This window comes from Erwinia sp. L03-1 (genome assembly GCF_058686115.1).
In genome coordinates this window covers 966,137-992,487 of sequence record NZ_CM178762.1, presented here as the reverse complement: position 1 = coordinate 992,487, position 26,351 = coordinate 966,137, and the positions used below count along the sequence as shown (strand labels likewise).

The window sequence follows — 26,351 nt, the reverse complement described above, 5'->3', positions numbered from 1 at the left end:
AAATCTCTTTGTGGCTTAACCCTGGCCGAACCATAATTGTTGCTGGCTTCATAACGAATATAGTAAGTGAACGCTTACCCCTATTAGCACCGAGGTGAATACATGAATACGGTTTGTGCATCATGCCAGGCAACGAATCGCGTTCCACAAGAACGCACGGCCGACGGTGCGAAATGCGGACGCTGCGGGAATACCTTGTTCAACGGGGAGGTTATCGCGGCAACCACTGCCACCCTCGATAAATATTTGCAGGACGATCTTCCTGTGGTTGTCGACTTCTGGGCACCCTGGTGTGGTCCCTGTGTCAATTTCGCGCCAGTCTACAAAGACGTGGCGGAAGAGCGCAGCGGCGAAATTCGCTTTATTAAAGTGAATACCGAAGCAGACCCAGAACTCAGCGCGCGCTTTCGTATACGCAGCATCCCTACCATTATGATTTTCAAACAAGGCAAGATGGTCGATATGCTTAGCGGAGCCATGCCTAAAGCCCCCTTTAATGAGTGGCTGAACGAGAATCTGTAAAGGTCCCTTGTAAGCGCTTACCAACCTGTCGCGGATCAAACGTGGGCAAGATCCGGTCAGTAGTGGCCCTCACGGTATGGCCACTACTGCTTATCCGCCCTTTTCGGTAGAATGACTTCTTTGCCTGAAAGGGTTTCTTCACCTGATAAGCCGCTATGACTGAAAACGCAGTCCTTACTCTTCGCGCCGAACGTCTGGCCCGATCAACACGGCCCTTTTTAGCGCGCGGTAATCGAATACCTCGCTGTCAGCGCTGTCTCCTGCCCGTTAAAAACTGTCTGTGCGACCAGCTTCACCCCCAACAGGCCCGGAGCCGCTTCTGCCTGGTTATGTTTGATACGGAACCGATGAAACCCAGCAATACGGGCAGGCTGATCGCCGATATTCTGCCGGAAACCCTGGCGTTTGGCTGGTCACGCACCGAACCGGATCCCGCCCTGTTAGCTGCGGTGAAAAACCCTCAGGTGCAGCCCATGGTGGTGTTCCCCGCCTCCTATGCCGATCCAGGCAGGGCCGTTATCGACGTCCCGCCACAAAGCGGTAAGCCACCGCTGTTTATTATGCTTGATGGCACCTGGCCGGAGGCCCGAAAGATGTTCCGTAAAAGCCCCTGGCTGGATGGCTTTCCCGTGATGTCGCTGACGCTAACCACCCCCTCCAATTATCAGCTACGTGGCATCCACGCTCAGGGGCAGCACTGTACGGCAGAAGTCGCGGCCGAGCTGCTGATGCAGGCGGGGGATGGTACCGCCGGAACCGCACTATCCCGGCATTTTGGCCTTTTTCGCCAGCGCTATCTTGCCGGTAAGCCTCACGCGCCACGCTAAACCGCTCCCCGGATTTGGCCGGCCCCTCCAGCAGGATAGCGGCGCTGATAATCGGCAGCACAACATTACGCATCACGGTTGTGCTATGTGGAACAGCGATTAAGCGAGCCTGTCCGCCCTACCAACGCTATCTCTGATGTAAAGAGGAACGTCTCTCTTCCCGCAAGTGCCCGCGATCAATAATCTGCACCTCATCGAGGTTATCCCAGCCAGAACGCGTTAGAATCAGGCGAGTCCAGCCAAAGGGAGCAGGAAATGAGCCAACGTGGATTAGAAGCGCTATTGCGACCCCGTTCGATCGCCGTTATTGGGGCCTCTGTTCGCCCGGACCGTGCCGGATACCTGATGATGCGCAACCTGCTGGCGGGTGGCTTCAGCGGCCCCATTCTGCCCGTTACGCCAAAATATCAGGCGGTATGCGGCGTGCTGGCGTGCCGGGATGTCGCCAGCCTGCCACTTTCACCCGATCTCGCGGTTATCTGTACACATGCCAGTCGTAATCTTGAGCTTCTGGAAGCGCTGGGTAAGCGAGGCTGCAAAGCCTGTATCATTCTCTCTGCCCCCGCTAGCCAGCGCGATGCGCTAAAAAGCTGCGCCAGCCAGTGGCAAATTCGTCTGCTCGGCCCCAACAGTCTTGGTCTGCTGGCCCCCTGGCAGGGGCTAAATGCCAGCTTCTCGCCTGTTCCCATCGCCCAGGGCAAGCTGGCCTTTATCTCCCAGTCCGCTGCCGTTTCAAATACCATTCTCGACTGGGCACAGCAGCGTCAGCTGGGCTTTTCCTGGTTTATTTCACTGGGCGACAGCCTGGATATCGATGCTGACGATCTGCTCGATTTCCTGGCGCGTGACGGCAAGACCAGTGCGATCCTGCTCTATCTTGAGCACCTTAGCGATGCGCGCCGCTTCGTCTCTGCTGCCCGTAGCGCCTCACGTAACAAGCCTATTCTGGTGATTAAAAGCGGCCGCAGCCAGCAGGCACAGAGGCTGCTCAAAACCTATGGCGGGCTGGATGCCGCCTGGGATGCGGCGATCCAGCGCGCAGGTATGCTGCGGGTGCATGACACCCACGAGCTGTTCTCTGCGGTGGAGACTCTGAGCCATATGCGTCCCCTGCGCGGTGAACGGCTGATGATCGTCAGTAATGGTGCTGCCCCTGCTGCACTGGCCCTTGACGAACTGGATGCGCGTAACGGTAAGCTGGCCATTCTTAATGATGAATTGCTGGCTGACCTGAAAACGCTGTTATCGGATGACGTTATTCCGGGCAATCCACTGGATCTTAAGGATGATGCGACACCCGCGCGCTATGTACAGGCCGTGACCCGACTGCTGGGCTGTCAGGAAATTGATGCGCTGATGATTATCCATGCTCCCAGCGCGGTCGCTCCCGCTACGCTTACGGCCCAACTGCTGATCGATGCGATCGGAAAACACCCCCGAGCCCGGCAGGTTTCGCTCCTGACCAACTGGAGCGGGGAGTTTTCTTCCCTGGAAGCGCGCAGGTTATTTAACGATGCCGGTATCCCCACCTACCGTACGCCTGAAGGAACCATAACGGCCTTTATGCATATGGTGGAGTACCGCCGTAATCAGAAACAGCTGCGCGAAACGCCCTCCCTGCCGGTCGGTCTGACGGCGAATACGGCGGATGCACATCGTCTTATACGTCAGGCACTGGATGAAGGGGCTTCGACGCTGGACACGCATGAAGTGCAGCCTATCCTTCGGGCTTATGGTCTGAGTACGCTGCCGACCTGGATTGCCAGCGATAGCGCAGAGGCCGTGCATATTGCCGGGCAGATCGGTTATCCGGTGGCCCTTAAGCTGCGCTCCCCCGATATTCCACATAAATCCGACATCCAGGGCGTAATGCTCTATTTACGTACGGCCAGCGAGGTGCAACACGCAGCGGAAGCGATTTTCGATCGCGTCAGGCTGGCCTGGCCTCAGGCAAATATCCATGGGCTGCTGGTGCAGAGCATGGCAAATCGCGCTGGCGCTCAGGAATTGAGGATTGTTGTCGGGCAGGATGCCGTTTTTGGTCCGCTGATTATGCTGGGCGAAGGTGGAATTGAGTGGCAGGCAGACAGACAGGCCGTCGTGGCGCTGCCGCCGCTGAATATGACGCTGGCACGTTATCTGGTGGCTCAGGCAATCAAGAGCGGTAAGCTGCGTGGGCGTAGTGCGCTACAGCCCCTTGATATTAATGGCATCAGCCAGGTGCTGGTTCGGGTTTCTAACCTGATAGTTGACTGCCCTGAAATTGTCCGACTTGATATCCATCCGCTGCTGGCCGCGGGTAGCGAATTTTCCCTGCTTGATGTCACCATGCAGCTTGCCGAATTTTCCGGCGATCCCGAGGCCCGGCTGACAATCCGGCCTTATCCATCTGCGCTTGAAGAACGCGTGGAGATGAAAAATGGCCAGTCCTGTCTTTTCCGCCCGATCCTGCCAGAAGATGAGCCTCTGCTGCGCAGGTTTATTTCCCAGGTGACAAAGGAAGATCTCTACTACCGCTACTTTAGTGAGATCAATGAGTTCACTCATGACGATTTGGCGAACATGACGCAAATCGACTACGATCGGGAAATGGCGATCGTCGCCGTACGCCAGCACAATGGCGAAGAGGAAATCATTGGCGTTACGCGGGCTATTTCAGATGCGGATAATATTGATGCCGAGTTTTCCGTACTGGTGCGATCCGATCTCAAAGGACTCGGGCTGGGGCGACGCCTGCTGGAAAAAATGATCGCTTATACCCGCGAGCATGGGTTATCACAACTCAACGGCATTACCATGCCGGGCAACCGGGGCATGATCACACTGGCGCGCAAGCTGGGATTTTCCGTCAATATCCAGCTTGAGGATGGCATTGTCAGCCTGTCACTCGCCCTGATGTCGCCTTCCGGATAACGTCCGGAAACGTAAAAATGGCCTCTTCTATGCCAGGTAATGTATTATACGGGGTTAGAGTGATGATTTTATGGCAGGTGCCATTCCATGAACAGAGAAGATACGCACTGTGATGTTGTCTAAATTTAAACGTAATAAACACCAACAGCACCTTGCGCAACTACCCAAACTGTCTCAGTCGGTTGCTGATTTCACCACGCTGTATTCTCCTGCGGATTTTCATCGTACGCTTCTGGAAAGAATAGCCGGGGCCACACGCCGTATCTGTATTGTGGCGCTCTATCTGGAAAATGATGACGGCGGCCGCAGCATTCTTTCAGCGCTGTATGAGGCGAAGCGGCTGCGCCCGGAGCTTGAGATCCGTGTACTGGTTGACTGGCATCGCGCTCAGCGAGGCAGAATTGGCGCCGCCCGCAGTGCAACTAACGCGGACTGGTACTGCGAAATGGCCGAGCAGCATGCGGATGTCGCCATTGAGGTTTACGGTGTACCGGTCAATACGCGCGAAGCGCTGGGCGTGCTGCATCTTAAGGGGTCGGTGATTGATGATACGCTTCTCTACACGGGTGCCAGCCTTAACGACGTTTATCTTCATCAGCATGATAAATATCGCTACGACCGTTACCAGGCCATCAAAAATCCCGTACTGGCTGATACCCTAATTCACTGGATTGATAAAAACCTGATCCAGGCGGAAGCTGTTCATCGGCTTGATAATCATCAACGCCCTAAAAGCCCGGAAATCAAAAATGAAACCCGTCAGTTCCGTCAGGATCTGCGAGGATTCGACTATGAATTCACAGGTGATGCCAGCAATGAGCAACTGGCGGTCACGCCGCTGGTCGGTTTGGGCAAGCACAGCCTGCTGAATAAGACCATTTTCCATTTGATGCCCTGCGCTGAACATAAGCTCACCCTCTGTACGCCCTATTTTAATATGCCGGCGATCCTGGCCCGCAACATCATCTGGCTGTTACGTCGGGGAAAAGAGGTTGAAATCATCGTTGGCGACAAAACCGCTAATGACTTTTACATTCCAGAGGATCAGCCTTTCAAGATTATCGGGGCTCTTCCCTATTTGTATGAGATCAACCTTCGTCGCTTTCTGAGCCGTCTGCAGTACTACGTCACGAATGGACAGTTACAGGTCAGGCTGTGGAAAGATGGGGAGAACAGCTATCATTTGAAAGGCATGTGGGTTGATGATGAGTGGATGCTCATCACCGGTAATAACCTCAACCCAAGGGCCTGGCGCCTCGATCTTGAAAATGCCGTACTTATCCACGATCCCCTACAAGAGCTGACCGATCAAAGTGCGCGTGAGCTCAGTTTGATCCGCGAACATACTACCGTAGTGAAGCATTTCCGCGATCTCGAAAGCATTGCGGACTATCCTCTTAAGGTGCGTAAACTGATCCGCCGGCTCCGCCGCATTCGTATCGACAGGCTTATCAGCCGGATCCTCTAAAACGTCTGAATTTGCGTTTTCTTTTACAGGCCCTGTCTTCGCACGGGGCCTTTTTACAGGAAAAGCACATGCGTAAATTTCTGCTTATTGCTGTGCTAAGCTGCACTGGCTGTACCCACCTGGCACAGGACGACTGGACAGGAAAGGATAAGGCGCAGCACTTTCTCTCTTCTGCTTTTTTCTCGGCAGCTGGTAATGCATATGGTGAACATCAGAACTGGAGTGACAGACACAGCGGCAGCTTCGGGCTGATGTTTGCCCTGAGTCTGGGTGCAGCCAAGGAGCTTTATGATAGCCGCGAAGGAGGAACGGGCTGGAGCTGGAAAGATTTCAGCTGGGATGTTGCGGGTGCGGCGGCAGGGTATGCGCTGTGGAGCCTTGATCGTTAATCGGTATAAGAGCGGGTTTTCTACTGGCGCGGAACGCAAAAAACCCTGACCGTGAGGTCAGGGTTATTGCTTTATTTGATGCCTGGCAGTTCCCTACTCTCGCATGGGGAGACCCCACACTACCATCGGCGCTACGGCGTTTCACTTCTGAGTTCGGCATGGGGTCAGGTGGGACCACCGCGCTACAGCCGCCAGGCAAATCTTGGTGCACGGAACGAATATTTTGCGCTGCTGCTGCACTGGCCGCACCTGCAAACTCGGTCACATACTTCAGTATGCTCCTTCCTTCGCTGCGTTTGCCGCACTGCTTCAGCACAAACTCTTTCGTTCCCGCTAATCTTTTAAATCACACTCCGCGGAATAAGGTCCGCAGGGCAGATAAAATCTCCTGCTCTGTCCCGCATGCGTAATATGCAGAACAGCTTAATTCTTTCCGGATAAGCTGAAAATTGTCTTTCTGTCTCTCAACACTCACCAGAACGCTTCTGGTGTTGTAAGGTTAAGCCTCACGGGTCATTAGTACCGGTTAGCTCAACGCATCGCTGCGCTTACACACCCGGCCTATCAACGTCGTAGTCTTCAACGTCCCTTCAGGACCCTTAAAGGGTCAGGGAAGATTCATCTCGAGGCAAGTTTCGCGCTTAGATGCTTTCAGCGCTTATCTTTTCCGCACTTAGCTACCGGGCAATGCCATTGGCATGACAACCCGAACACCAGTGGTGCGTTCACTCCGGTCCTCTCGTACTAGGAGCAACCCCTCTCAATCTTCCAGCGCCCACGGCAGATAGGGACCGAACTGTCTCACGACGTTCTAAACCCAGCTCGCGTACCACTTTAAACGGCGAACAGCCGTACCCTTGGGACCTACTTCAGCCCCAGGATGTGATGAGCCGACATCGAGGTGCCAAACACCGCCGTCGATATGAACTCTTGGGCGGTATCAGCCTGTTATCCCCGGAGTACCTTTTATCCGTTGAGCGATGGCCCTTCCATTCAGAACCACCGGATCACTATGACCTGCTTTCGCACCTGCCCGAGCCGTCACTCTCGCAGTCAAGCCAGCTTATGCCATTGCACTAACCTCACGATGTCCGACCGTGATTAGCTGACCTTCGTGCTCCTCCGTTACTCTTTAGGAGGAGACCGCCCCAGTCAAACTACCCACCAGACACTGTCCCCACGCCAGATTATGGCGCCAGGTTAGAACATCAAACGTTAAAGGGTGGTATTTCAAGGTTGGCTCCACGCAGACTGGCGTCCACGCTTCAAAGCCTCCCACCTATCCTACACATCAAGGCTCAATGTTCAGTGTCAAGCTGTAGTAAAGGTTCACGGGGTCTTTCCGTCTTGCCGCGGGTACACTGCATCTTCACAGCGAGTTCAATTTCACTGAGTCTCGGGTGGAGACAGCCTGGCCATCATTACGCCATTCGTGCAGGTCGGAACTTACCCGACAAGGAATTTCGCTACCTTAGGACCGTTATAGTTACGGCCGCCGTTTACCGGGGCTTCGATCAGGAGCTTCTCTTGCGATAACCCCATCAATTAACCTTCCGGCACCGGGCAGGCGTCACACCGTATACGTCCACTTTCGTGTTTGCACAGTGCTGTGTTTTTAATAAACAGTTGCAGCCAGCTGGTATCTTCGACTGGCTTCAGCTCCGCGAGCAAGTCGCTTCACCTACACACCAGCGTGCCTTCTCCCGAAGTTACGGCACCATTTTGCCTAGTTCCTTCACCCGAGTTCTCTCAAGCGCCTTGGTATTCTCTACCTGACCACCTGTGTCGGTTTGGGGTACGATTCGTTGTTACCTGATGCTTAGAGGCTTTTCCTGGAAGCAGGGCATTTGTTACTTCAGCACCGTGGTGCCTCGTCATCACGCCTCAGCCTTAAGGCATTCCGGATTTACCTGGAACACCAGCCTACACGCTTAAACCGGGACAACCGTCGCCCGGCTAACATAGCCTTCTCCGTCCCCCCTTCGCAGTAACACCGAGTACAGGAATATTAACCTGTTTCCCATCGACTACGCCTTTCGGCCTCGCCTTAGGGGTCGACTCACCCTGCCCCGATTAACGTTGGACAGGAACCCTTGGTCTTCCGGCGAGCGGGCTTTTCACCCGCTTTATCGTTACTCATGTCAGCATTCGCACTTCTGATACCTCCAGCAGACCTCACAGTCCACCTTCAACGGCTTACAGAACGCTCCCCTACCCAACAACACGTAAGTGTCGCTGCCGCAGCTTCGGTGCATGGTTTAGCCCCGTTACATCTTCCGCGCAGGCCGACTCGACCAGTGAGCTATTACGCTTTCTTTAAATGATGGCTGCTTCTAAGCCAACATCCTGGCTGTCTGTGCCTTCCCACATCGTTTCCCACTTAACCATGACTTTGGGACCTTAGCTGGCGGTCTGGGTTGTTTCCCTCTTCACGACGGACGTTAGCACCCGCCGTGTGTCTCCCGTGATAACATTCTCCGGTATTCGCAGTTTGCATCGGGTTGGTAAGCCGGGATGGCCCCCTAGCCGAAACAGTGCTCTACCCCCGGAGATGAGTTCACGAGGCGCTACCTAAATAGCTTTCGGGGAGAACCAGCTATCTCCCGGTTTGATTGGCCTTTCACCCCCAGCCACAGGTCATCCGCTAATTTTTCAACATTAGTCGGTTCGGTCCTCCAGTTAGTGTTACCCAACCTTCAACCTGCCCATGGCTAGATCACCGGGTTTCGGGTCTATACCCTGCAACTTAACGCCCAGTTAAGACTCGGTTTCCCTGCGGCTCCCCTATACGGTTAACCTTGCTACAGAATATAAGTCGCTGACCCATTATACAAAAGGTACGCAGTCACACCACGAAGGTGCTCCCACTGCTTGTACGTACACGGTTTCAGGTTCTGTTTCACTCCCCTCGCCGGGGTTCTTTTCGCCTTTCCCTCACGGTACTGGTTCACTATCGGTCAGTCAGGAGTATTTAGCCTTGGAGGATGGTCCCCCCATATTCAGACAGGATATCACGTGTCCCGCCCTACTCTTCGAACTCACAGCAAATGCATCTTTGTGTACGGGAGTGTCACCCTGTACCCTGCGACTTTCCAGACGCTTCCACTGATGCACAAACTGATTCAGGTTCTGGGCTCCTCCCCGTTCGCTCGCCGCTACTGGGGGAATCTCGGTTGATTTCTTTTCCTCGGGGTACTTAGATGTTTCAGTTCCCCCGGTTCGCCTCGCAACACTATGTATTCATGTTGCGATAGTGTGTCGAAACACACTGGGTTTCCCCATTCGGGTATCGCCGGTTGTTGCGGTTCATATCACCTTACCGGCGCTTATCGCAGATTAGCACGCCCTTCATCGCCTCTGACTGCCAGGGCATCCACCGTGTACGCTTAGTCACTTAACCTCACAACCCAGAAGATTCTGGCTGCGTGACCCGTCTGAACTGCGGCGTTGCTCCGGTGCTCGCAACTGCTCATGGACATAAAGTCCACTCCGCGTTGCTGTGCGCCGGGCGCCTTGCATTTCAGCCGTTCACTCAGCCCTCAGCTTTCTGAGGAGTAAGCATTTGAGAGACCCGACCATATCGTGTTGTTTCATTCTTATTACGGAGAATGAAAACGATACGTCGTTTCAATTTTCAGCTTGTTCCGGATTATTAAAGAGCATAATACTTCGCAGCACACCGTTGCCGGTACGCTCTGAAGTATTGTCAGAAAACTGCATGGTGGAGCTAAGCGGGATCGAACCGCTGACCTCCTGCGTGCAAGGCAGGCGCTCTCCCAGCTGAGCTATAGCCCCATACAGTTACTGCAGAGACCTTCCACTACCACTCAACGTGAGTTCACCTGTCGCTGTGAGGCGGCAAATGTTAATTTTTGCTCAGGCAGGCCGTGCGAATGGGAAGTTTACCTGAGGTAAACCACCGCGCGCATAACGCAGCATGAGTGAAAATTTGGTAGGCCTGAGTGGACTTGAACCACCGACCTCACCCTTATCAGGGGTGCGCTCTAACCACCTGAGCTACAAGCCTGTAGAGGTTTTTCTGCTCATTACTTCTATCAGACAATCTGTTGTGGACACTACGCGGGAAAGTATCTTCAGGTAAGGAGGTGATCCAACCGCAGGTTCCCCTACGGTTACCTTGTTACGACTTCACCCCAGTCATGAATCACAAAGTGGTAAGCGCCCTCCCGAAGGTTAAGCTACCTACTTCTTTTGCAACCCACTCCCATGGTGTGACGGGCGGTGTGTACAAGGCCCGGGAACGTATTCACCGTGGCATTCTGATCCACGATTACTAGCGATTCCGACTTCACGGAGTCGAGTTGCAGACTCCGATCCGGACTACGACGCACTTTGTGAGGTCCGCTTGCTCTCGCGAGGTCGCTTCTCTTTGTATGCGCCATTGTAGCACGTGTGTAGCCCTGCTCGTAAGGGCCATGATGACTTGACGTCATCCCCACCTTCCTCCGGTTTATCACCGGCAGTCTCCTTTGAGTTCCCGACCGAATCGCTGGCAACAAAGGATAAGGGTTGCGCTCGTTGCGGGACTTAACCCAACATTTCACAACACGAGCTGACGACAGCCATGCAGCACCTGTCTCACGGTTCCCGAAGGCACTAAGGCATCTCTGCCAAATTCCGTGGATGTCAAGAGCAGGTAAGGTTCTTCGCGTTGCATCGAATTAAACCACATGCTCCACCGCTTGTGCGGGCCCCCGTCAATTCATTTGAGTTTTAACCTTGCGGCCGTACTCCCCAGGCGGTCGACTTAACGCGTTAGCTCCGGAAGCCACTCCTCAAGGGAACAACCTCCAAGTCGACATCGTTTACGGCGTGGACTACCAGGGTATCTAATCCTGTTTGCTCCCCACGCTTTCGCACCTGAGCGTCAGTCTTTGTCCAGGGGGCCGCCTTCGCCACCGGTATTCCTCCAGATCTCTACGCATTTCACCGCTACACCTGGAATTCTACCCCCCTCTACAAGACTCTAGCCTGCCAGTTTCGAATGCAGTTCCCGGGTTGAGCCCGGGGATTTCACATCCGACTTGACAGACCGCCTGCGTGCGCTTTACGCCCAGTAATTCCGATTAACGCTTGCACCCTCCGTATTACCGCGGCTGCTGGCACGGAGTTAGCCGGTGCTTCTTCTGCGGGTAACGTCAATGAGCGAGGTTATTAACCTCTCTCCCTTCCTCCCCGCTGAAAGTACTTTACAACCCGAAGGCCTTCTTCATACACGCGGCATGGCTGCATCAGGCTTGCGCCCATTGTGCAATATTCCCCACTGCTGCCTCCCGTAGGAGTCTGGACCGTGTCTCAGTTCCAGTGTGGCTGGTCATCCTCTCAGACCAGCTAGGGATCGTCGCCTTGGTGAGCCATTACCTCACCAACAAGCTAATCCCATCTGGGCACATCCGATGGTGTGAGGCCCGAAGGTCCCCCACTTTGGTCCGTAGACGTTATGCGGTATTAGCTACCGTTTCCAGTAGTTATCCCCCTCCATCGGGCAGTTTCCCAGACATTACTCACCCGTCCGCCACTCGTCACCCAAAGAGCAAGCTCTCCTGTGCTACCGTTCGACTTGCATGTGTTAGGCCTGCCGCCAGCGTTCAATCTGAGCCATGATCAAACTCTTCAATTTAAAAGTTCGATTTGCTTCAACAAGTGAAGCGATGCTCAAGTGTAAAACGTCATAATGAATTTCATTATGTGTTCACTCTTAAGACTTGATATTTTTTGCGCCTTGCGGCGCTGATATCAATCCTGCGAGTGCCCACACAGATTGTCTGATAAATTGTTAAAGAGCGTTGCGGCTGGCGCCTTGGCGGCCTGCTGCGAGGTGGTGTATATTACGCTTTCCTCCTTCAGAGTCAACTTCTTTTTGGGAAGTTTTTCTCCGGCGGTTCAGCTTCCTGACCCTCTCAACCCGGCGGCCTGTAAGCCGTTGTTCCGTGTCGATGGAGGCGCATTATAGGGAGTTCCTGACGGCTGACAACCCCTAATTGCAAAAAACTTTCTGCATGCTCATTTTTCAAACCAATAAGGCCTGAAAGGGCCATTTTTGCCTGGTTATCATCCAAAAAAAGGGGCCCGAAGGCCCCTTAATAGAGTGTAATACTGATTCAGACCGGCTGGATATTACTGGCTGGCGACAATTTCACCATCATTAACGTCCATTTCAATCACCTTACCGGGGATAAACGCACCAGAAAGGATTTTCTGCGCCAGCGGATTTTCGATTTGCTGCTGAATAGCGCGTTTCAGTGGCCTTGCACCATATACCGGGTCATAGCCATTTTCACCGAGCAGTTGCAGAGCCGCATCGGAGATATGAAGTTCATAACCCCGTTCGGCCAGGCGCGCATACAATCGCTGTAGCTGTATTTTGGCAATAGAGGCAATGTGCGTTTCGCCCAGAGGGTGGAACACCACCAGCTCATCAATACGGTTGATAAACTCCGGACGGAAGTGATGGCCAACGACCGTCATTACCACTTCTTTCATTTCCGCATAGCTCAGCGCGCCAAACCTTTCCTGAATCAGATCGGAACCCAGGTTAGAAGTCATGATCACTACGGTATTGCGGAAGTCTACGGTTCTGCCCTGGCCATCGGTGAGCCGTCCATCATCCAGCACCTGTAGCAGAATGTTGAATACGTCCGGATGCGCTTTTTCAACCTCATCCAGCAGGATCACGGAATAAGGACGGCGACGAACGGCCTCGGTCAGGTAGCCCCCCTCCTCATAGCCCACGTAGCCTGGAGGAGCACCCACCAGTCGGGATACCGAGTGTTTCTCCATGAACTCGGACATATCAAGGCGGACCATGGCATCGTCGCTGTCGAACATAAAGTTTGCCAGCGCTTTACACAGTTCGGTTTTACCCACCCCCGTTGGCCCCAGGAACAGGAAGGAACCAATGGGCCGGTTCGGATCGGCCAGGCCTGCGCGGCTGCGGCGAATAGCATTGGATACGGCTTCGACGGCCTCATCCTGACCGATAACGCGCTGATGAAGGTCCTGCTCCATACGCAGCAATTTGTCGCGCTCTCCTTCCATCATTCGCGCGACCGGGATCCCCGTCCAGCGCGCCAGCACGTCGGCAATTTCAACATCCGTTACGCGGTTACGCAGCAGACGCATAGTTTTACCTTCGGATTGGGTCGCGCTGGCCAGCTGTTTTTCCAGCTCAGGTATCTTGCCATACTGCAGCTCTGACATCTGCGCCAGATCGCCGGAACGGCGTGCCTGCTCCATGGAGAGTTTCGCCTGCTCCAGCTCGGCTTTAATCGTCTGCGTACCAGAAAGAGAGGCCTTCTCGGCTTTCCACTCTTCTTCTAATTCAGAATACTCGCGCTCTTTCTGATCCAGCTCCTCTTCAAGCATACTCAAACGCTTGATGCTGGCATCGTCCGCCTCTTTTTTCAGGGCCTGCTGCTCCAGCTTCAGTTGAATGATGCGGCGCTCAAGGCGATCGAGCGACTCAGGCTTGGAGTCAATCTGCATACGGATGCTGGAAGCGGCTTCATCAATCAGGTCGATAGCCTTATCAGGCAGCTTACGGTCTGCAATATAGCGGTGTGACAGCGTAGCCGCCGCCACGATGGCCGGGTCGGTGATCTGCACGTGATGGTGCAGTTCGTAGCGCTCTTTTAGTCCACGAAGGATAGCAATGGTATCCTCAACGCTGGGTTCAGCGACAAAGACTTTCTGGAAACGGCGCTCAAGCGCGGCATCTTTTTCAATATACTGGCGATACTCATCAAGGGTTGTCGCCCCCACGCAGTGAAGTTCACCGCGAGCCAGCGCCGGTTTGAGCATATTGCCCGCATCCATGGCACCGTCGGCTTTGCCCGCCCCCACCATCGTATGTAGCTCATCAATAAACAGGATGACGTTCCCCTCCTGCTTTGACAGATCGCTGAGCACGCCTTTCAGGCGTTCTTCAAACTCACCGCGGTATTTTGCGCCCGCCACCAGCGCCCCCATATCCAGAGCCAGTACCCTGCGCCCCTTCAGGCCTTCCGGGACTTCCCCGTTAATAATACGCTGAGCCAGCCCCTCAACGATGGCCGTCTTACCGACGCCGGGTTCACCAATCAGTACCGGGTTATTTTTAGTTCGACGTTGCAGCACCTGAATTGTCCGGCGGATCTCTTCATCACGCCCAATAACCGGATCGAGCTTACCCTGCTCGGCACGTTCAGTCAGATCGATAGTGTATTTTTTTAAAGCCTGACGCTGATCTTCAGCTCCCTGGTCGTTCACGGTTTCTCCCCCACGCATTTGATCGATGGCTTTGGTAAGCTTTTCACTCGTCGCTCCCGCAGATTTAAGGAGATCTGCCAGCGAGCCGCGCGAGTCCAGCGCAGCCAGAACGAAAAGTTCGGATGAGATAAAGTTGTCGGCGCGCTTCTGGGCCAGCTTATCGCAGAGGTTCAGAACGCGAATGAGATCCGCAGAAGGCTGCACGTCGCCGCCTGCGCCTTCCACCTGTGGCAGACGGCCGATTGCCTGCTCGACACCGCTACGCAGTGCAGCAACATCCACACCGGCGGTGGTGAGTAAAGGACGCACGGAGCCGCCCTCCTGATTAAGTAAGGCACTGATCAGGTGAAGAGGTTCGATAAATTGATTGTCGCGCCCAAGCGCTAAAGACTGCGCATCGGAGAGCGCAAGTTGAAATTTGTTAGTAAGACGATCCAGACGCATAATTCCCCCTATTCAGGTCAAATTGCTACTGGAGATTAAAATGAGGTCATCCCTCAAATTTTCAAGTTTAATGACCCAAATATTTTGGTGAAAAATACATCAATCTGGACCGTCTTATGGCGCTAGGTTATATCAGCCAGATCAAACTTGCCATACGGCCAGTGACGCCATCGCGTCGGAAAGAGAAAAATTGCTCGCCGGCAGAGTGGGTGCAAAGGCCGCCACCCGAGATGTGGCGCACTCCCATGCGCTTCAGACGCCCTCGCGCAAGCTGCCAGATATCAGCATAATATTTTTCACCCGCCGGGCGGAAAGCGCCTTCATCGCTCATATTCTGAGCAATAAAGGCCGTTCTGACCTCCGGACCCACTTCAAATGCGCCTGGACCTATCGCCGGCCCCAGCCAGGCAATCACCTCTTCCGGTGGACAGCGAAAAGCCGCAACGGTAGCCTCTAAAATACCGCCGCAAAGCCCTCGCCAGCCCGCATGGGCCGCCGCGACCTGCTTTCCCGATACGGAGGTGAACAGCACCGGCAGGCAATCTGCCGTCATCACCGCACATACCACGCCAGGTTTGCAGGTCCATGCCGCATCGGCACGACGACATGAAGGCTGCTCGCCCGTGAGCTCAATCACCCGCGAACCGTGAACCTGCTCCAGCCAGACCGGCATGGCGGGCATCGCCGCCTGCATGACCAGTCGCTCACGGTTAGCCTGAACGCTGTATGACGCATCCCCAACGTGATCCCCGAGATTAAAGGAGTCCCAGGGTGCAGCACTGACGCCGCCCATACGCGTGGTTGAACAGGCAGACACGCCAGCGGGCGCAGACCACTGCGGGTAAACCAGGCTCATTACCAGTCCATCTGCTCTTTGAACGCCTGCGTATCCGCTTTCAGCGCATCGATCAGGTCGACCATATCCTGAGGCAACGGCGCATGCCACTCCATTTCGATACCGGTAAGCGGATGATAAAGACGCAGCATAGTGGCATGCAGAGCCTGCCTGTCGAACTGACGCAGGGTGGAAATAAAGGCTTCCGATGCCCCTTTCGGTGGGCGAGGACGACCGCCATAAAGTGGATCGCCAACCAGCGGATGATTTATATGCGACATATGTACGCGGATCTGATGGGTACGTCCGGTTTCCAGCCGTAAACGCAGCCGGGTATGGGCACGGAAATGCTCCATGATGCGGTAGTGCGTGGTAGCAGGCTTACCCATTGGATGAACGGCCATATGCGTACGCTTGGTGGAGTGGCGGCTGATGGGTTCATTGACTGTTCCCCCCGCGGTCATTCTGCCAATCGCTACCGCTTCATATTCACGGGTAAATTCTCTGAGCTGCAGAGATTCCACCAGATGAGTCTGTGCCGGAACGGTCTTCGCGACCACCATCAAACCGGTGGTGTCTTTATCAAGACGGTGTACGATGCCTGCACGCGGCACATCGGCAATAGCCGGGAAGTGGTGCAGGAGTGCATTCAGCACGGTGCCATCGGGGTTACCCGCGCCCGGGTGGACCACCAGATCGCGCGGCTTGTTGATAACCAGGATATCATCATCTTCATAAACGATATTCAGCGGTATCGCCTGCGCTTCCCAGCGCGCTTCTTCTTCGATTTCGGCGTTGATAGTTATTTGTTCGCCACCGAGCACTTTTTCTTTCGGTTTGTCGATGATTACGCCATTGACACTAATACGACGGTCGAGAATCCACTCTTTTATGCGAGATCGAGAATAATCAGGGAACAATTCGGCCAAAGCCTGATCTAAGCGTTGTCCGAGTTGCGATTCGGAGACCGTTGCGTTGAGTTTTACTTGTTGTGCCATAACCAGCTTCTTCGTTAACGTTGGGTTTTCACGGCGATGCCGTTTAATATAATGTGCTATTGTACCTGGTCACTATCGGGGGCTAAATGGACAGCTTCCTGAATAACACTCTGAGGATAATCAAATCGTCATGACGCGTATGAAATATCTGGTGGCTGCAGCCACGTTGAGCCTGGCATTAGCTGGTTGTTCCGGCTCGAAGGACACGGTGCCTGACAACCCACCTTCTGAAATCTATGCCACAGCCCAGCAAAAACTGCAGGACGGTAACTTTAAAGGAGCAATAACGCAACTGGAAGCGCTTGATAACCGCTACCCGTTCGGTCCCTACTCCCAGCAAGTTCAGCTGGATCTTATCTACGCCTACTATAAAAATGCCGATTTACCGCTGGCACAGGCCGCGATTGACCGCTTTATGCGCCTTAATCCTACCCACCCGAATATTGATTACGTGATTTATATGCGTGGTCTGACGGATATGGCGCTTGATGACAGTGCGCTGCAGGGCTTTTTCGGCATCGATCGCTCAGACCGCGATCCGACGCATGCGCGTGATGCTTTCCATGACTTCTCTCAGCTGCTGCGCGGTTATCCGAACAGTCAGTACGCCACTGACGCAAGAAAGCGTCTGGTGTTTCTGAAGGATCGGCTGGCGAAGTATGAGTTATCCGTTGCCCAATTCTACACTAAGCGCGAGGCTTATGTCGCTGTCGTTAACCGGGTTGAGCAAATGATGAAGGACTATCCGGATACTCAGGCTACCCGTACCGCCCTGCCGCTGATGGAAAATGCTTACCGTCATCTGCAGCTGAACGCAGAAGCAGATAAAGTTGCGAAGCTGATCGCCGCTAATCAGGCCTGATCTTCAGAAAGCAAAATGGCAGCCGATGGCTGCCATTCTTCTGTTCATAAAACCGTCATTTCTGCAGGTTTATCTTTTAGTTAACTTATCGATATTGCCCCCTCATGCCCGTTCACGCAACCTCCTGATGACCAATTCTCAGGCCCACTCGCAAATTTTTAAGTCTTGACAAAAAGTGACAAAAAAACGTGATCCGAATCACACATGCATCAATTTTTCAGGGTATGCTGGATCTACATTCGACGGAAATGACAGAGAGGTAAGCACTATGGTACTTAACATTACCAGCAAGCACATGGAAATCACTCCAGCTATCCGCCAGCATGTCGAAGACCGTCTTGCCAAACTTGAAAAGTGGCAAACTCATCTGATAAACCCGCATATTGTGCTCTCGAAAGAGCCGAAAGAGTTCGTGGCGGATGCTACGATCAACACGCCGAATGGCCCGCTTGTCGCCAGCGCTAAGCATGACGATATGTATACGGCCATCAATGAGCTCATCGCTAAGCTTGAACGCCAGCTTAATAAGGTCCAGCACAAAGGCGAAGCGCGCCGCGCAAACGCCAGCGTTAAGGATCTTAGCGTTGTTGAGGTTGATGAGGAATAACGGTTTCTGACGCGCCCGCGGGCGCGTTTTTTATTGACAGAGAGAAATTACTGCGGTTACTTTAAAGGCATCCCGCAACCGGACACCATGATGATCAAACAGTCGTTCTTCTTCGCATTCTTTTTTAGCCTCCACTGACAGGGAGGCCATTCGTCGTTCAGGAAATAATGCGAAGACGAACAATCAAGCCTCCCAGGTGGGAGGCTTTTTTTTTATGGGCACCTGACAGGTAGAACTATGACCACTGAGAATCCACTGCTGGCCCTGCGCGACAAAATCAGCGCGCTGGACGAAGAATTATTAACCCTGCTCGCCCGTCGCCGGGCGCTGGCAACTGACGTGGCAAAAGCCAAAATGGCTACCCACCGTCCGATCCGGGATATTGATCGCGAACGCGATCTGCTTGAGCATCTGATAGCTCTGGGTAAAAACCATAAGCTGGATGCTCATTACATCACGCGTTTGTTTCAGCTTATTATTGAGGATTCCGTCCTGACGCAGCAGGCGCTGTTACAACAACATCTTAATAAGACTCATGCTCAATCTGCGCGCATCGCGTTCCTGGGCCCTAAAGGCTCTTATTCGCACCTCGCGGCACGCCATTACGCCACCCGTCATTTTGAAAACGTCATTGAAAGTGGATGCCTGAAATTTCAGGACATTTTCAGTCAGGTGGAAACGGGCCAGGCAGATTACGCCGTGCTGCCCATCGAGAACACCAGTTCAGGTTCGATTAATGACGTCTATGACCTGTTGCAGCAAACTAGTTTGTCGATCGTCGGTGAAATGACGTTACCCATTGACCACTGTGTACTGGTCACCGGCAGCACTGATTTACAGCAAATCGAGACGGTCTACAGTCATCCTCAGCCCTTTCAGCAGTGTAGCCAGTTCATTAACCGCTACCCTCACTGGAAAATTGAGTATACGGAAAGTACCGCCGCCGCAATGGAGAAAGTGGCCTCTCTCAACTCGCCTAAAGCTGCGGCTCTGGGCAGCGAGGCGGGTGGAGAACTCTATGGATTGCAGGTTCTGGAACGCAACCTGGCGAACCAGCAGCAGAACATCACCCGCTTTATTATCCTTGCCCGTAAGCCTGTCGAAGTCACGCTACAGGTACCGGCTAAAACCACCCTGATTATGGCTACCGGTCAGCAGGCTGGCGCGCTGGTAGAAGCCCTGCTGGTGCTGCGTCAGCATAATCTGGTCATGAGCAAGCTGGAATCGCGCCCCATTAATGGTAATCCGTGGGAAGAGATGTTTTACATCGATTTTCAGGGGAACCTGCGTGCGGAAGAGGTACAGCAGGCACTGCGTGAACTGGCTCCCATTACGCGTTCGCTGAAGGTGTTGGGCTGCTATCCCAGCGAAAATATTATCCCGGTGATGCCGGAATAATCCCCTTACGTCGGGGTCTTTACCAGCCGGTTAAGTCAGATAATGACTTAACCGGCTCAGGTCGCGAACCGCTGACCACATCACATAGAAAAGGCCAACGCTGGCCTTTAATCATTACTTACGGTCATTAGCCTGACGCAGCAGCGTACGACTTTCCTGCATAAAGTGGTCGGAATAGTCGCCAAACCAGTGCCTGACCTGATTAAAACTGTGAATGAAGGCCGGCTTATCGCCCTTCTCCAGCAGCGTAATGGCTTCACCGAAGCGATGATAGTAGCGCTTAATTAACGCCAGGTTGCTCTCTGACGACATGATGATATCCGCATAGAGCTGGGGATCCTGAGCAAACAGTCGGCCAACCATCGCCAGCTCCAGCCGGTAGATGGGTGAAGATAGCGCTAATAGCTGTTCAAGCTGTACATTCTCCTCCGCCAGATGCAGGCCATAGGCAAAGGTGGCAAAGTGGCGCAGCGCCTGGATAAACGCCATATTCTGGTCATGCTCAACCGCGCTAATGCGATGCAGCCGTGCGCCCCATACCTGAATTTGCTCCAGAAACCACTGGTAGGCTTCCGGCTGGCGGCCATCACACCATACGACAACCTGCTTCGCCAGGCTCCCACTGTCCGGGCCGAACATCGGATGCAGACCCAGCACCGGGCCAGGATGCGCAGCCAGCATCGCCTGAAGCGGGCGGTTCTTGATCGAAGCAAGATCGACAAGAATACAGTCTTCCGGTAGCGCGGGCAGTCGGGCAATCACCTCTTCCGTCAGGTGGATGGGAACGCTGATTATCACCATACCGGCGGTGGAGAGCAGAGTATCAGCCCGATCCCAGTCCTCTTTATCAAGGATTTCTACCTGATATCCGGACAGAGTAAGCATTTTCTCAAACATGCGGCCCATCTGGCCCTTACCACCGACAATCACTACCGGACGCAGCGTGGGACAGAGCGTTTTAAAGCCTTTATCGTTTTCACTTGAATAGGACTCGCGCATCAGCCTGCGCAAAACGTCTTCAATCAGATCCGGCGGCACTCCCAGCAGCGCGGCTTCATTACGCCGCGAGGCCAGCATCGCCGCTTCGCGTTCCGGGACGTAAATCGGCAGGCCATAACGGCTTTTGACCTCACCCACTTCGGCAACCAGGCTTAGCCGTTTTGCCATCAGATCCAGCAGCGCTTTATCCACTTCATCAATTTGATCGCGAAGCGCGGTCAGTTCAGCCACCATAATTAATCCTCTTGCGACAGACGCGCCGCCAGTACGCCACTCAAAGACTGATGGATTTCACTTAGCAGCTGTTCGGTCGTATCCCAGCTGATGCAGGCATCGGTGACGGAAACGCCGTAGCGCATCTCACTGCGCGGCTGCTCGGAAGACTGACTCCCTTCGTTAAGATGGCTTTCCAGCATCAGTCCCATAATTGAACGGTTGCCGTCTTTGATCTGCGCTACGGCAGATTCAGCGACGCCAGACTGGCGGCGAAAATCTTTATCAGAATTGCCATGGCTGCAATCTATCATCAAGGAGGGACGGAGTCCCGCCTGGCGCATCTCTTTTTCACACTGCGCCACATCCTCCGGGCCGTAGTTGGGGCTTTTCCCGCCACGCAGGATCACATGTCCATCCGGATTCCCCTGCGTTTGCAGCAGGCAGACCTGCCCTGCCTGATTGATACCGACAAAACGATGCGGCATTGAAGCTGCGCGCATGGCATTGATAGCCGTACCCAGACTGCCATCCGTACCATTTTTGAATCCCACCGGCATTGAGAGGCCCGAGGCCATTTCACGATGCGTCTGAGATTCTGTCGTGCGGGCACCGATAGCCGACCAGCTAAAAAGGTCACCAAGGTATTGTGGACTGTTGGGATCCAGCGCTTCCGTTGCCAGCGGCAGCCCCATTTCAACCAGGTCCAGCAGCAGGCGACGCGCAATATGCAGACCAGCCTGCATATCAAAAGAGTTATCCATAAAAGGATCGTTAATCAGCCCCTTCCAGCCAACGGTCGTACGGGGCTTTTCAAAGTAAACGCGCATAACGATAAACAGCTGATCCTGAAGCCTGTCGGAAAGCGCTTTAAGGTGGCGGGCATAGTCGAGCGCAGCTTCAGTATCGTGGATTGAGCAGGGCCCACACACCACCAGCAAACGGGGATCCTTACCGCTAATGATGTCGGAAATGACCTTGCGTGATGAAGCAATTTTCTCTGCCTGAGTCGCATTAAGCGGAAACTGTTTTTTCAGCTCTTCAGGCGTGATTAAAACCTGTTCATTGGCAATATGTACGTTATTCAGCGCGTCTTTTTGCATGCTCATATTCCTGTCGTAATCGTGTTTGCTCAGAGGAACCCCCGGCGTGATGACTATCAATGTATCAGATAGTGTACAAACCTCAATCACTGTCTGTACATTTTTCTTACCAGTCACATGAGATCGACGCCGACACTGAGTAAATATTAATAAAAACAGCATATTATATAAATTATAACGCTCAATCAGCACCACTGTAGTGTAATTTTTACTTTACAACTATTCTTATTACAGAAACTACCGCCGGACTTAATCAAATGACTCTGGACCGTGCCAGCGAAGGGGATTGGCGTGGCACTGAGGGAAATGTAAGGTTGCCAATGGACATTCTACTCAGACCCTGGTGCGATGAAGATGCGCCCGCCTTTGCCGAAGCCGTCAATGACTCGCTGAATACGCTGCTGCCCTGGCTGCTGTGGGCGCACCCGGAATTTAAATCAGAAGAGGCGCGCCGCTGGTTTGCGGTAACGCAGCTTATGCGCGAAAACGGCAGGGCTGATGAGCTGGGTATATTCAGCCGGGAGGGTCGGTTACTGGGCGGTGCCGGGCTGCGCTATTCCTCTGAGCAAACTCATCACTGCTCAATAGGCTACTGGGTACGCAGCAGCGACCAGGGCCAGGGCATTGCCAGCCAGGCCGTTCGCTATCTGGTTGAACTGGCCTGGCAGCGTCCGGAAAGGGAGATAGTTGAAATTCTTGCCGTGGAGGATAACGTCGCCAGCAGACGGGTCGCCACGCGCTGCGGGGCCAGGTTCATGGGGATCGCCTATGGGCTGATCGTATTAGACAGCGGACCGGTCAACACCGCCATCTACCAGTTTCGCCGCCCCTGAAAGAGTCTGCAAACGCTGGATCTGCTGCCCCTGAGCATCAAAGTTTTCCCTGTCCAGCCAGCGGGTTATGGCATGATTTATCGTCGGCCACTCGCTATCAAGGATGGAGAACCACTGCGTATCTCTTGAACGCCCTTTGCGGGTCATCATCTGCCGAAAGGTACCTTCATACTGAAACCCAAGCCGTTCAGCCGACGCCCGTGAGGGGGCATTCAATGCATCACACTTCCATTCGCAGCGGCGATAACCTAGCTCAAAGGTGTATTTCAGCATCAGATAAAGTGCTTCTGTGCCAATGATGGTCCGTTTCATCAGCGGTGACCAGGTCAGGCCGCCCAGCTCTATCGATCCGTTATCCCGATCAATGCGCATATACGAGGCCAGGCCCATCGCCCTGTTACGTTTGGCACAAAGAATAGTAAAGGTGATCACATTTTTTTCAGCTGCACGCTGCGCCAGCCAGTGACGAAATGCCTCCGGCGTTGAAGGGCGCTCATCGGTAAGGTAGGTCCAGTCGCGCCCGTCGGCGGCAAAAGCATAGGCGGCATAGAGATCGCCGCTGTGTTTGGCGACGTCCAGCGGCTCCAGGCGGCAATAGCTCCCCTTGAGCGTCTGACGCTCAGGCATTCTGGCAGGCAGCCAGTCAGGTAATGCCGGGCCAATCGGCTGATCGAATTCGTTGAATCTCTGGGACACGGTCATCTTCCTTCAATAATCGATAAGTCAGAATACGAAGCGCAGCGCGTTTTTCCCAGCGATAAACTGCAGGTTATGCCAGAGTTATGAATCAGATCGCTAAACGGTGAAATGCCTGCTGGCTCCTCCCGTAACAATGTTGTCGCTATGTTAAAAATCAGGTAATATCCTATCTTTCCGACAAAGGAAATGATCATGACGCTTTCTTTTCGTATCGCGCTTGTTGGAGATTTTCGCTCTACCGCCGTTGCTCATCAGGCCATCCCCCCCGCCATTCAGCTTGCCGCCGATCACCTTAACCTCAATATTTCTGCCGAATGGCTTCCCACTGCGTCAATAACAGATACGTCAGTGTTGGAGCCTTATGATGCGATTTGGGTGATACCCGGTAGCCCGTATCAAAACGATCAGGGCGCGATGATGGCTATCACCTGGGCGCGGGTAAACGACGTCCCGTTTCTTGGTTCATGCGGCGGATTCCAGTATGCCCTTATCGAGTATGCTCGCAACGTGATTGGCTGGCAGGATGCTGCCCATAACGAAACGGACACTGAAGGGCGAATGGTTATCGTTCCGCTGAGCTGCGCGCTAATAGAAGAGACAGATGACATCATTATTGAAGAGGGGTCGGTGATTGCTCAGGCGTATGGAAAGCTTAAAACACACGAAGGCTACCACTGTCGTTTCGGAGTGGATCCGGGTTTTATTACCGAGCTGGAGAGCTATCCGCTGCGTGTTACGGCCTGGGATCGTGAAGGTGGCGTGCGCGGTATAGAGCTGCCGACACACCGTTTTTTCGTCGCGACGCTTTTTCAGTCTGAACGGGCCGCCCTGCGAAATGCACTTTCTCCACTGGTTGTTTCGCTGCTAAGATCCGCAGCACGCTAAATAGCCGTGCGCTATTATAAAAATCCATAGCGTGCTTATTAATTAATAAATAATTAATATAAATTAACCTTAAAATAATAATGGCCTTACCCGACAGGCGTGTTTATTTTAATCTGACTAACTTTAATAATTCAGAATGTATAAATCCATAAAGTCCTCAGAAAAAAAGCCGATAAGGTTTATCTCAGGGCGTTTTCTGACCTGATGAACATTCTTATCGTTTTAACGAATTTCAGAGGTCACCATGTCGATCACACAGCGCTTATCCATCACGTTCTCTCTCCTTACCATTGCAATAGTTGCTCTGGTAATCGTAGCGTTATCAGCCATATCCGGGTTCCAGTCAAGATTTGAATTTGTTCAGTACAACACCATTCCCAGTATTAAAGATCTCGATAAGTCGATAAGCGCCTCCAGTAATTTTGGTGTTGCTCTGTATCGCTATAAAGTCATTACGGACGAAACTAAATTACCTGCGGCAGAAAAAGACATCTACCAGATACTGGATCAGCTGACTTCACTGACTGACTATTATAAGAAAAATGATGTATCAAGTGATGAGGATGGGCAGTTAACCAGCCTCGCTTATCAAAATATTGACGCGGTACGTCAGGCACTCCCCGCCTTCTTCGCCGCATCACGTGCCCATAATGATGCCCTGACGCTTTCGCTCATGCAGAGTGATATCGGCGTCGGCAGCGCGGCAAGAAAGCTTACCAGCGACCTCAAGAAGCAGATTGAATTAAATATCACTATCGGTAACGGCCTGAGAGAAGATAACCAGCGGATCTATTCCAGACTTATCTGGGTATTATCCATCGGTGCTGCGCTGACTATCCTGATACTGGGATTCTTTGCCATCAGGACGATACTCAGCATAAAGAGAAGCCTTTTTGGGATGGAATCCGTCATGAGCGAGGTCAGTATCAACCTTGACCTGACTCAACGAGCCGATGACCGCCGTAAGGATGAAATTGGTAAAACAGCAGCGGCCTTCAATAATCTGCTTGAGCGGGTTGGCACAACGCTCTCATCGGTTAATGACTCATCCTACTCGGTCAGCACAGCGTCTTCTCAAATCGCGGCGGGCAACGAAGATTTATCCTCACGTACCGAACAGCAGGCCGCCTCTCTTGAACAAACCTCAGCCAGTATGGCGGCATTAAGCGATACGGTGAAACAAAACGCCGAAAGTGCTAATCAGGCAAATATTCTTGCCGGTACGGCCAACAAAATGTCGGTGCAAAATGGTGACTCCGTTAAAACCATGCTCACAACGATGGATGACATTAAAAACAGCTCGGGGAGAATTTCAGAGATCACCGGCCTGATCGAAGGCATTGCCTTCCAGACCAATATTCTGGCGCTGAACGCCGCTGTCGAAGCCGCCAGAGCCGGGGAACATGGGCGAGGCTTCGCCGTGGTCGCGTCAGAGGTCCGCAATCTTGCGCAGCGCTCATCGTCTGCTGCCCGGGAAATTAAGGAGCTGATCACGGCTTCTTCCCAGCAGGTTGAAAGTGGTGCCAGCCAGGCGGCCAACGTGGGCGACAACTCGGAGAAAGTGCGTATCGCGATTCAGCAGGTAGCGGATATCGTCAATGAGATCGCCGCAGCCACTACCGGGCAAAGCCAGGGGATTGAACAGGTGCATCAGGCCATTGGGCAGATGGATGAAGTTACCCAGCAAAATGCCGCGTTGGTAGAGGAGGCATCTTCGGCTTCACGCTCGCTCCAGGAGCAGGCAGAAAACCTGAGCGCCCTGGTCTCGTCCTTCAAAGTTGCCTCAACGACTGAGAGAAGACGCACTCCGGACGTGGTTAAACGTCCAGCGCCCATCGTCAAAGGGAGTCCTGCGTTAAGCACGGCAGGCGAAGGAAGCTGGGAAAGCTTCTAAATAAGGCGCGCACTATCGCTCCAGATTGTTTGATTATCTAAAGCCAATAAAAAAGGGGTTAGCCGATGGCTAACCCCTTGTTTCATATTAACTTTCAGATGTCGCGTTAGCGAGCCCTTAGTTAAGACGCTTTTTCCTAGCACCATTGATACAGAAGCTTTTTATTAATAAAACAGTTAGTTATTCCTATATCT

At 53.3% G+C, this 26,351-nt stretch carries 17 protein-coding genes, 2 tRNA genes, 3 rRNA genes and 1 other annotated feature; of the genes, 11 read left to right on the top strand and 11 right to left on the bottom strand.

From position 1 onward, the window contains the following. Positions 1-102 precede the first annotated feature (102 nt). The 5 genes from trxC to AC4PCC_RS04550 all read left to right on the top strand — a co-directional run bounded on the left by trxC (position 103) and on the right by AC4PCC_RS04550 (position 6,119). Positions 103-522 (top strand): thioredoxin TrxC, encoded by a 420-nt coding sequence (gene trxC / locus AC4PCC_RS04570; protein WP_492126551.1) that lies wholly within the window; start codon positions 103-105, stop codon positions 520-522. 155 nt (positions 523-677) lie between these two features. Beyond that, entirely contained in the window at positions 678-1,349 is a 672-nt protein-coding gene (locus AC4PCC_RS04565; RefSeq protein ID WP_492126550.1) for a tRNA-uridine aminocarboxypropyltransferase, read from the top strand. Positions 1,350-1,604: 255 nt separating this feature from the next. Next, complete coding sequence (locus tag AC4PCC_RS04560; RefSeq protein ID WP_492126549.1) at positions 1,605-4,262, top strand: bifunctional acetate--CoA ligase family protein/GNAT family N-acetyltransferase; 2,658 nt, start codon at positions 1,605-1,607, stop codon at positions 4,260-4,262. Positions 4,263-4,371: 109 nt separating this feature from the next. Then, positions 4,372-5,730 carry a CDP-diacylglycerol--serine O-phosphatidyltransferase gene (gene pssA / locus AC4PCC_RS04555; protein WP_492126548.1) on the top strand — a complete coding sequence of 453 codons (1,359 nt, stop codon included), beginning with the start codon at positions 4,372-4,374 and terminating at the stop codon, positions 5,728-5,730. A gap of 68 nt (positions 5,731-5,798) precedes the next feature. Beyond that, the gene (locus AC4PCC_RS04550) at positions 5,799-6,119 is read left to right on the top strand and encodes a YfiM family lipoprotein (protein ID WP_492126547.1); all 321 of its coding nucleotides are present in this window, start codon (positions 5,799-5,801) and stop codon (positions 6,117-6,119) included. An 80-nt stretch (positions 6,120-6,199) separates the two neighbouring features. Here the strand turns inward: AC4PCC_RS04550 and rrf are convergent. The 8 genes from rrf to rluD form a co-directional block, all read right to left on the bottom strand. Then, a 5S ribosomal RNA gene (rrf, locus tag AC4PCC_RS04545) occupies positions 6,200-6,315 on the bottom strand. Between the two features lie 299 nt (positions 6,316-6,614). Beyond that, positions 6,615-9,519, bottom strand: a 23S ribosomal RNA gene (locus AC4PCC_RS04540). A 319-nt stretch (positions 9,520-9,838) separates the two neighbouring features. Continuing rightward, a tRNA-Ala gene (locus AC4PCC_RS04535) sits at positions 9,839-9,914 on the bottom strand. A gap of 155 nt (positions 9,915-10,069) precedes the next feature. After that, a tRNA-Ile gene (locus AC4PCC_RS04530) sits at positions 10,070-10,146 on the bottom strand. Positions 10,147-10,218: 72 nt separating this feature from the next. Beyond that, positions 10,219-11,760, bottom strand: a 16S ribosomal RNA gene (locus tag AC4PCC_RS04525). Together the 16S, 23S and 5S rRNA genes with 2 tRNA genes alongside form the textbook arrangement of a ribosomal RNA operon. 497 nt (positions 11,761-12,257) lie before the next feature. Then, positions 12,258-14,831, bottom strand: coding sequence for an ATP-dependent chaperone ClpB (gene clpB / locus AC4PCC_RS04520; RefSeq protein ID WP_492126546.1), 2,574 nt, complete (start codon positions 14,829-14,831; stop codon positions 12,258-12,260). A gap of 127 nt (positions 14,832-14,958) precedes the next feature. Further along, positions 14,959-15,687 carry a purine nucleoside phosphorylase YfiH gene (gene yfiH / locus AC4PCC_RS04515; RefSeq protein ID WP_492126545.1) on the bottom strand — a complete coding sequence of 243 codons (729 nt, stop codon included), beginning with the start codon at positions 15,685-15,687 and terminating at the stop codon, positions 14,959-14,961. Continuing rightward, positions 15,687-16,664: a 23S rRNA pseudouridine(1911/1915/1917) synthase RluD gene (gene rluD, locus AC4PCC_RS04510; protein ID WP_067707892.1), complete on the bottom strand. Its 978-nt coding sequence runs from the start codon at positions 16,662-16,664 to the stop codon at positions 15,687-15,689. The genes yfiH and rluD overlap by 1 nt, the downstream gene beginning before the upstream one ends. 130 nt (positions 16,665-16,794) lie before the next feature. On the opposite strand from rluD, the gene bamD reads away from it, so the two are divergent. From bamD to pheA, 3 genes are all read left to right on the top strand, one after another. Continuing rightward, on the top strand, positions 16,795-17,526 hold the full coding sequence (gene bamD / locus AC4PCC_RS04505) for an outer membrane protein assembly factor BamD (protein WP_067707887.1): 732 nt from the start codon (positions 16,795-16,797) through the stop codon (positions 17,524-17,526). Positions 17,527-17,794: 268 nt separating this feature from the next. Further along, the gene (raiA, locus tag AC4PCC_RS04500) at positions 17,795-18,133 is read left to right on the top strand and encodes a ribosome-associated translation inhibitor RaiA (protein WP_067707884.1); all 339 of its coding nucleotides are present in this window, start codon (positions 17,795-17,797) and stop codon (positions 18,131-18,133) included. An 89-nt stretch (positions 18,134-18,222) separates the two neighbouring features. Beyond that, positions 18,223-18,347, top strand: a sequence feature (Phe leader region). Between the two features lie 23 nt (positions 18,348-18,370). Further along, positions 18,371-19,531, top strand: coding sequence for a bifunctional chorismate mutase/prephenate dehydratase (pheA, locus tag AC4PCC_RS04495; protein ID WP_492126544.1), 1,161 nt, complete (start codon positions 18,371-18,373; stop codon positions 19,529-19,531). 114 nt (positions 19,532-19,645) lie between these two features. Here pheA and tyrA read toward each other — a convergent pair whose 3' ends face one another. Continuing rightward, positions 19,646-20,764, bottom strand: a complete 1,119-nt coding sequence (tyrA, locus tag AC4PCC_RS04490; RefSeq protein WP_492126543.1) for a bifunctional chorismate mutase/prephenate dehydrogenase — start codon at positions 20,762-20,764, stop codon at positions 19,646-19,648. A 2-nt stretch (positions 20,765-20,766) separates the two neighbouring features. After that, positions 20,767-21,846: a 3-deoxy-7-phosphoheptulonate synthase gene (locus AC4PCC_RS04485; protein WP_492126542.1), complete on the bottom strand. Its 1,080-nt coding sequence runs from the start codon at positions 21,844-21,846 to the stop codon at positions 20,767-20,769. A gap of 320 nt (positions 21,847-22,166) precedes the next feature. On the opposite strand from AC4PCC_RS04485, the gene AC4PCC_RS04480 reads away from it, so the two are divergent. After that, on the top strand, positions 22,167-22,679 hold the full coding sequence (locus tag AC4PCC_RS04480; RefSeq protein WP_492126541.1) for a GNAT family N-acetyltransferase: 513 nt from the start codon (positions 22,167-22,169) through the stop codon (positions 22,677-22,679). Here AC4PCC_RS04480 and AC4PCC_RS04475 read toward each other — a convergent pair. Then, a complete protein-coding gene (locus tag AC4PCC_RS04475; protein WP_492126540.1) occupies positions 22,629-23,375 on the bottom strand; it encodes a GNAT family N-acetyltransferase in 747 nt (248 codons plus the stop codon). The genes AC4PCC_RS04480 and AC4PCC_RS04475 overlap by 51 nt on opposite strands. A gap of 195 nt (positions 23,376-23,570) precedes the next feature. Between AC4PCC_RS04475 and AC4PCC_RS04470 the strand changes: the two genes are divergently transcribed. Together AC4PCC_RS04470 and AC4PCC_RS04465 are read left to right on the top strand one after the other, a co-directional pair. Continuing rightward, on the top strand, positions 23,571-24,263 hold the full coding sequence (locus AC4PCC_RS04470; RefSeq protein ID WP_492126539.1) for a CTP synthase C-terminal region-related (seleno)protein: 693 nt from the start codon (positions 23,571-23,573) through the stop codon (positions 24,261-24,263). Between the two features lie 244 nt (positions 24,264-24,507). Further along, complete coding sequence (locus AC4PCC_RS04465; protein ID WP_492126538.1) at positions 24,508-26,157, top strand: methyl-accepting chemotaxis protein; 1,650 nt, start codon at positions 24,508-24,510, stop codon at positions 26,155-26,157. Positions 26,158-26,351: the final 194 nt, after the last annotated feature.

What these genes read in the sequence shown, in the direction of transcription:
- trxC (WP_492126551.1), top strand. Translation starts at nt 103, where the DNA reads ATGAATACGGTTTGTGCATCATGCCAGGCAACGAATCGCGTTCCACAA.
- AC4PCC_RS04565 (WP_492126550.1), top strand. Translation starts at nt 678, where the DNA reads ATGACTGAAAACGCAGTCCTTACTCTTCGCGCCGAACGTCTGGCCCGA.
- AC4PCC_RS04560 (WP_492126549.1), top strand. Translation starts at nt 1,605, where the DNA reads ATGAGCCAACGTGGATTAGAAGCGCTATTGCGACCCCGTTCGATCGCC.
- AC4PCC_RS04550 (WP_492126547.1), top strand. Translation starts at nt 5,799, where the DNA reads ATGCGTAAATTTCTGCTTATTGCTGTGCTAAGCTGCACTGGCTGTACC.
- clpB (WP_492126546.1), bottom strand. Translation starts at nt 14,831, where the DNA reads ATGCGTCTGGATCGTCTTACTAACAAATTTCAACTTGCGCTCTCCGAT.
- yfiH (WP_492126545.1), bottom strand. Translation starts at nt 15,687, where the DNA reads ATGAGCCTGGTTTACCCGCAGTGGTCTGCGCCCGCTGGCGTGTCTGCC.
- rluD (WP_067707892.1), bottom strand. Translation starts at nt 16,664, where the DNA reads ATGGCACAACAAGTAAAACTCAACGCAACGGTCTCCGAATCGCAACTC.
- bamD (WP_067707887.1), top strand. Translation starts at nt 16,795, where the DNA reads ATGACGCGTATGAAATATCTGGTGGCTGCAGCCACGTTGAGCCTGGCA.
- raiA (WP_067707884.1), top strand. Translation starts at nt 17,795, where the DNA reads ATGGTACTTAACATTACCAGCAAGCACATGGAAATCACTCCAGCTATC.
- pheA (WP_492126544.1), top strand. Translation starts at nt 18,371, where the DNA reads ATGACCACTGAGAATCCACTGCTGGCCCTGCGCGACAAAATCAGCGCG.
- tyrA (WP_492126543.1), bottom strand. Translation starts at nt 20,764, where the DNA reads ATGGTGGCTGAACTGACCGCGCTTCGCGATCAAATTGATGAAGTGGAT.
- AC4PCC_RS04485 (WP_492126542.1), bottom strand. Translation starts at nt 21,846, where the DNA reads ATGCAAAAAGACGCGCTGAATAACGTACATATTGCCAATGAACAGGTT.
- AC4PCC_RS04480 (WP_492126541.1), top strand. Translation starts at nt 22,167, where the DNA reads ATGGACATTCTACTCAGACCCTGGTGCGATGAAGATGCGCCCGCCTTT.
- AC4PCC_RS04470 (WP_492126539.1), top strand. Translation starts at nt 23,571, where the DNA reads ATGACGCTTTCTTTTCGTATCGCGCTTGTTGGAGATTTTCGCTCTACC.
- AC4PCC_RS04465 (WP_492126538.1), top strand. Translation starts at nt 24,508, where the DNA reads ATGTCGATCACACAGCGCTTATCCATCACGTTCTCTCTCCTTACCATT.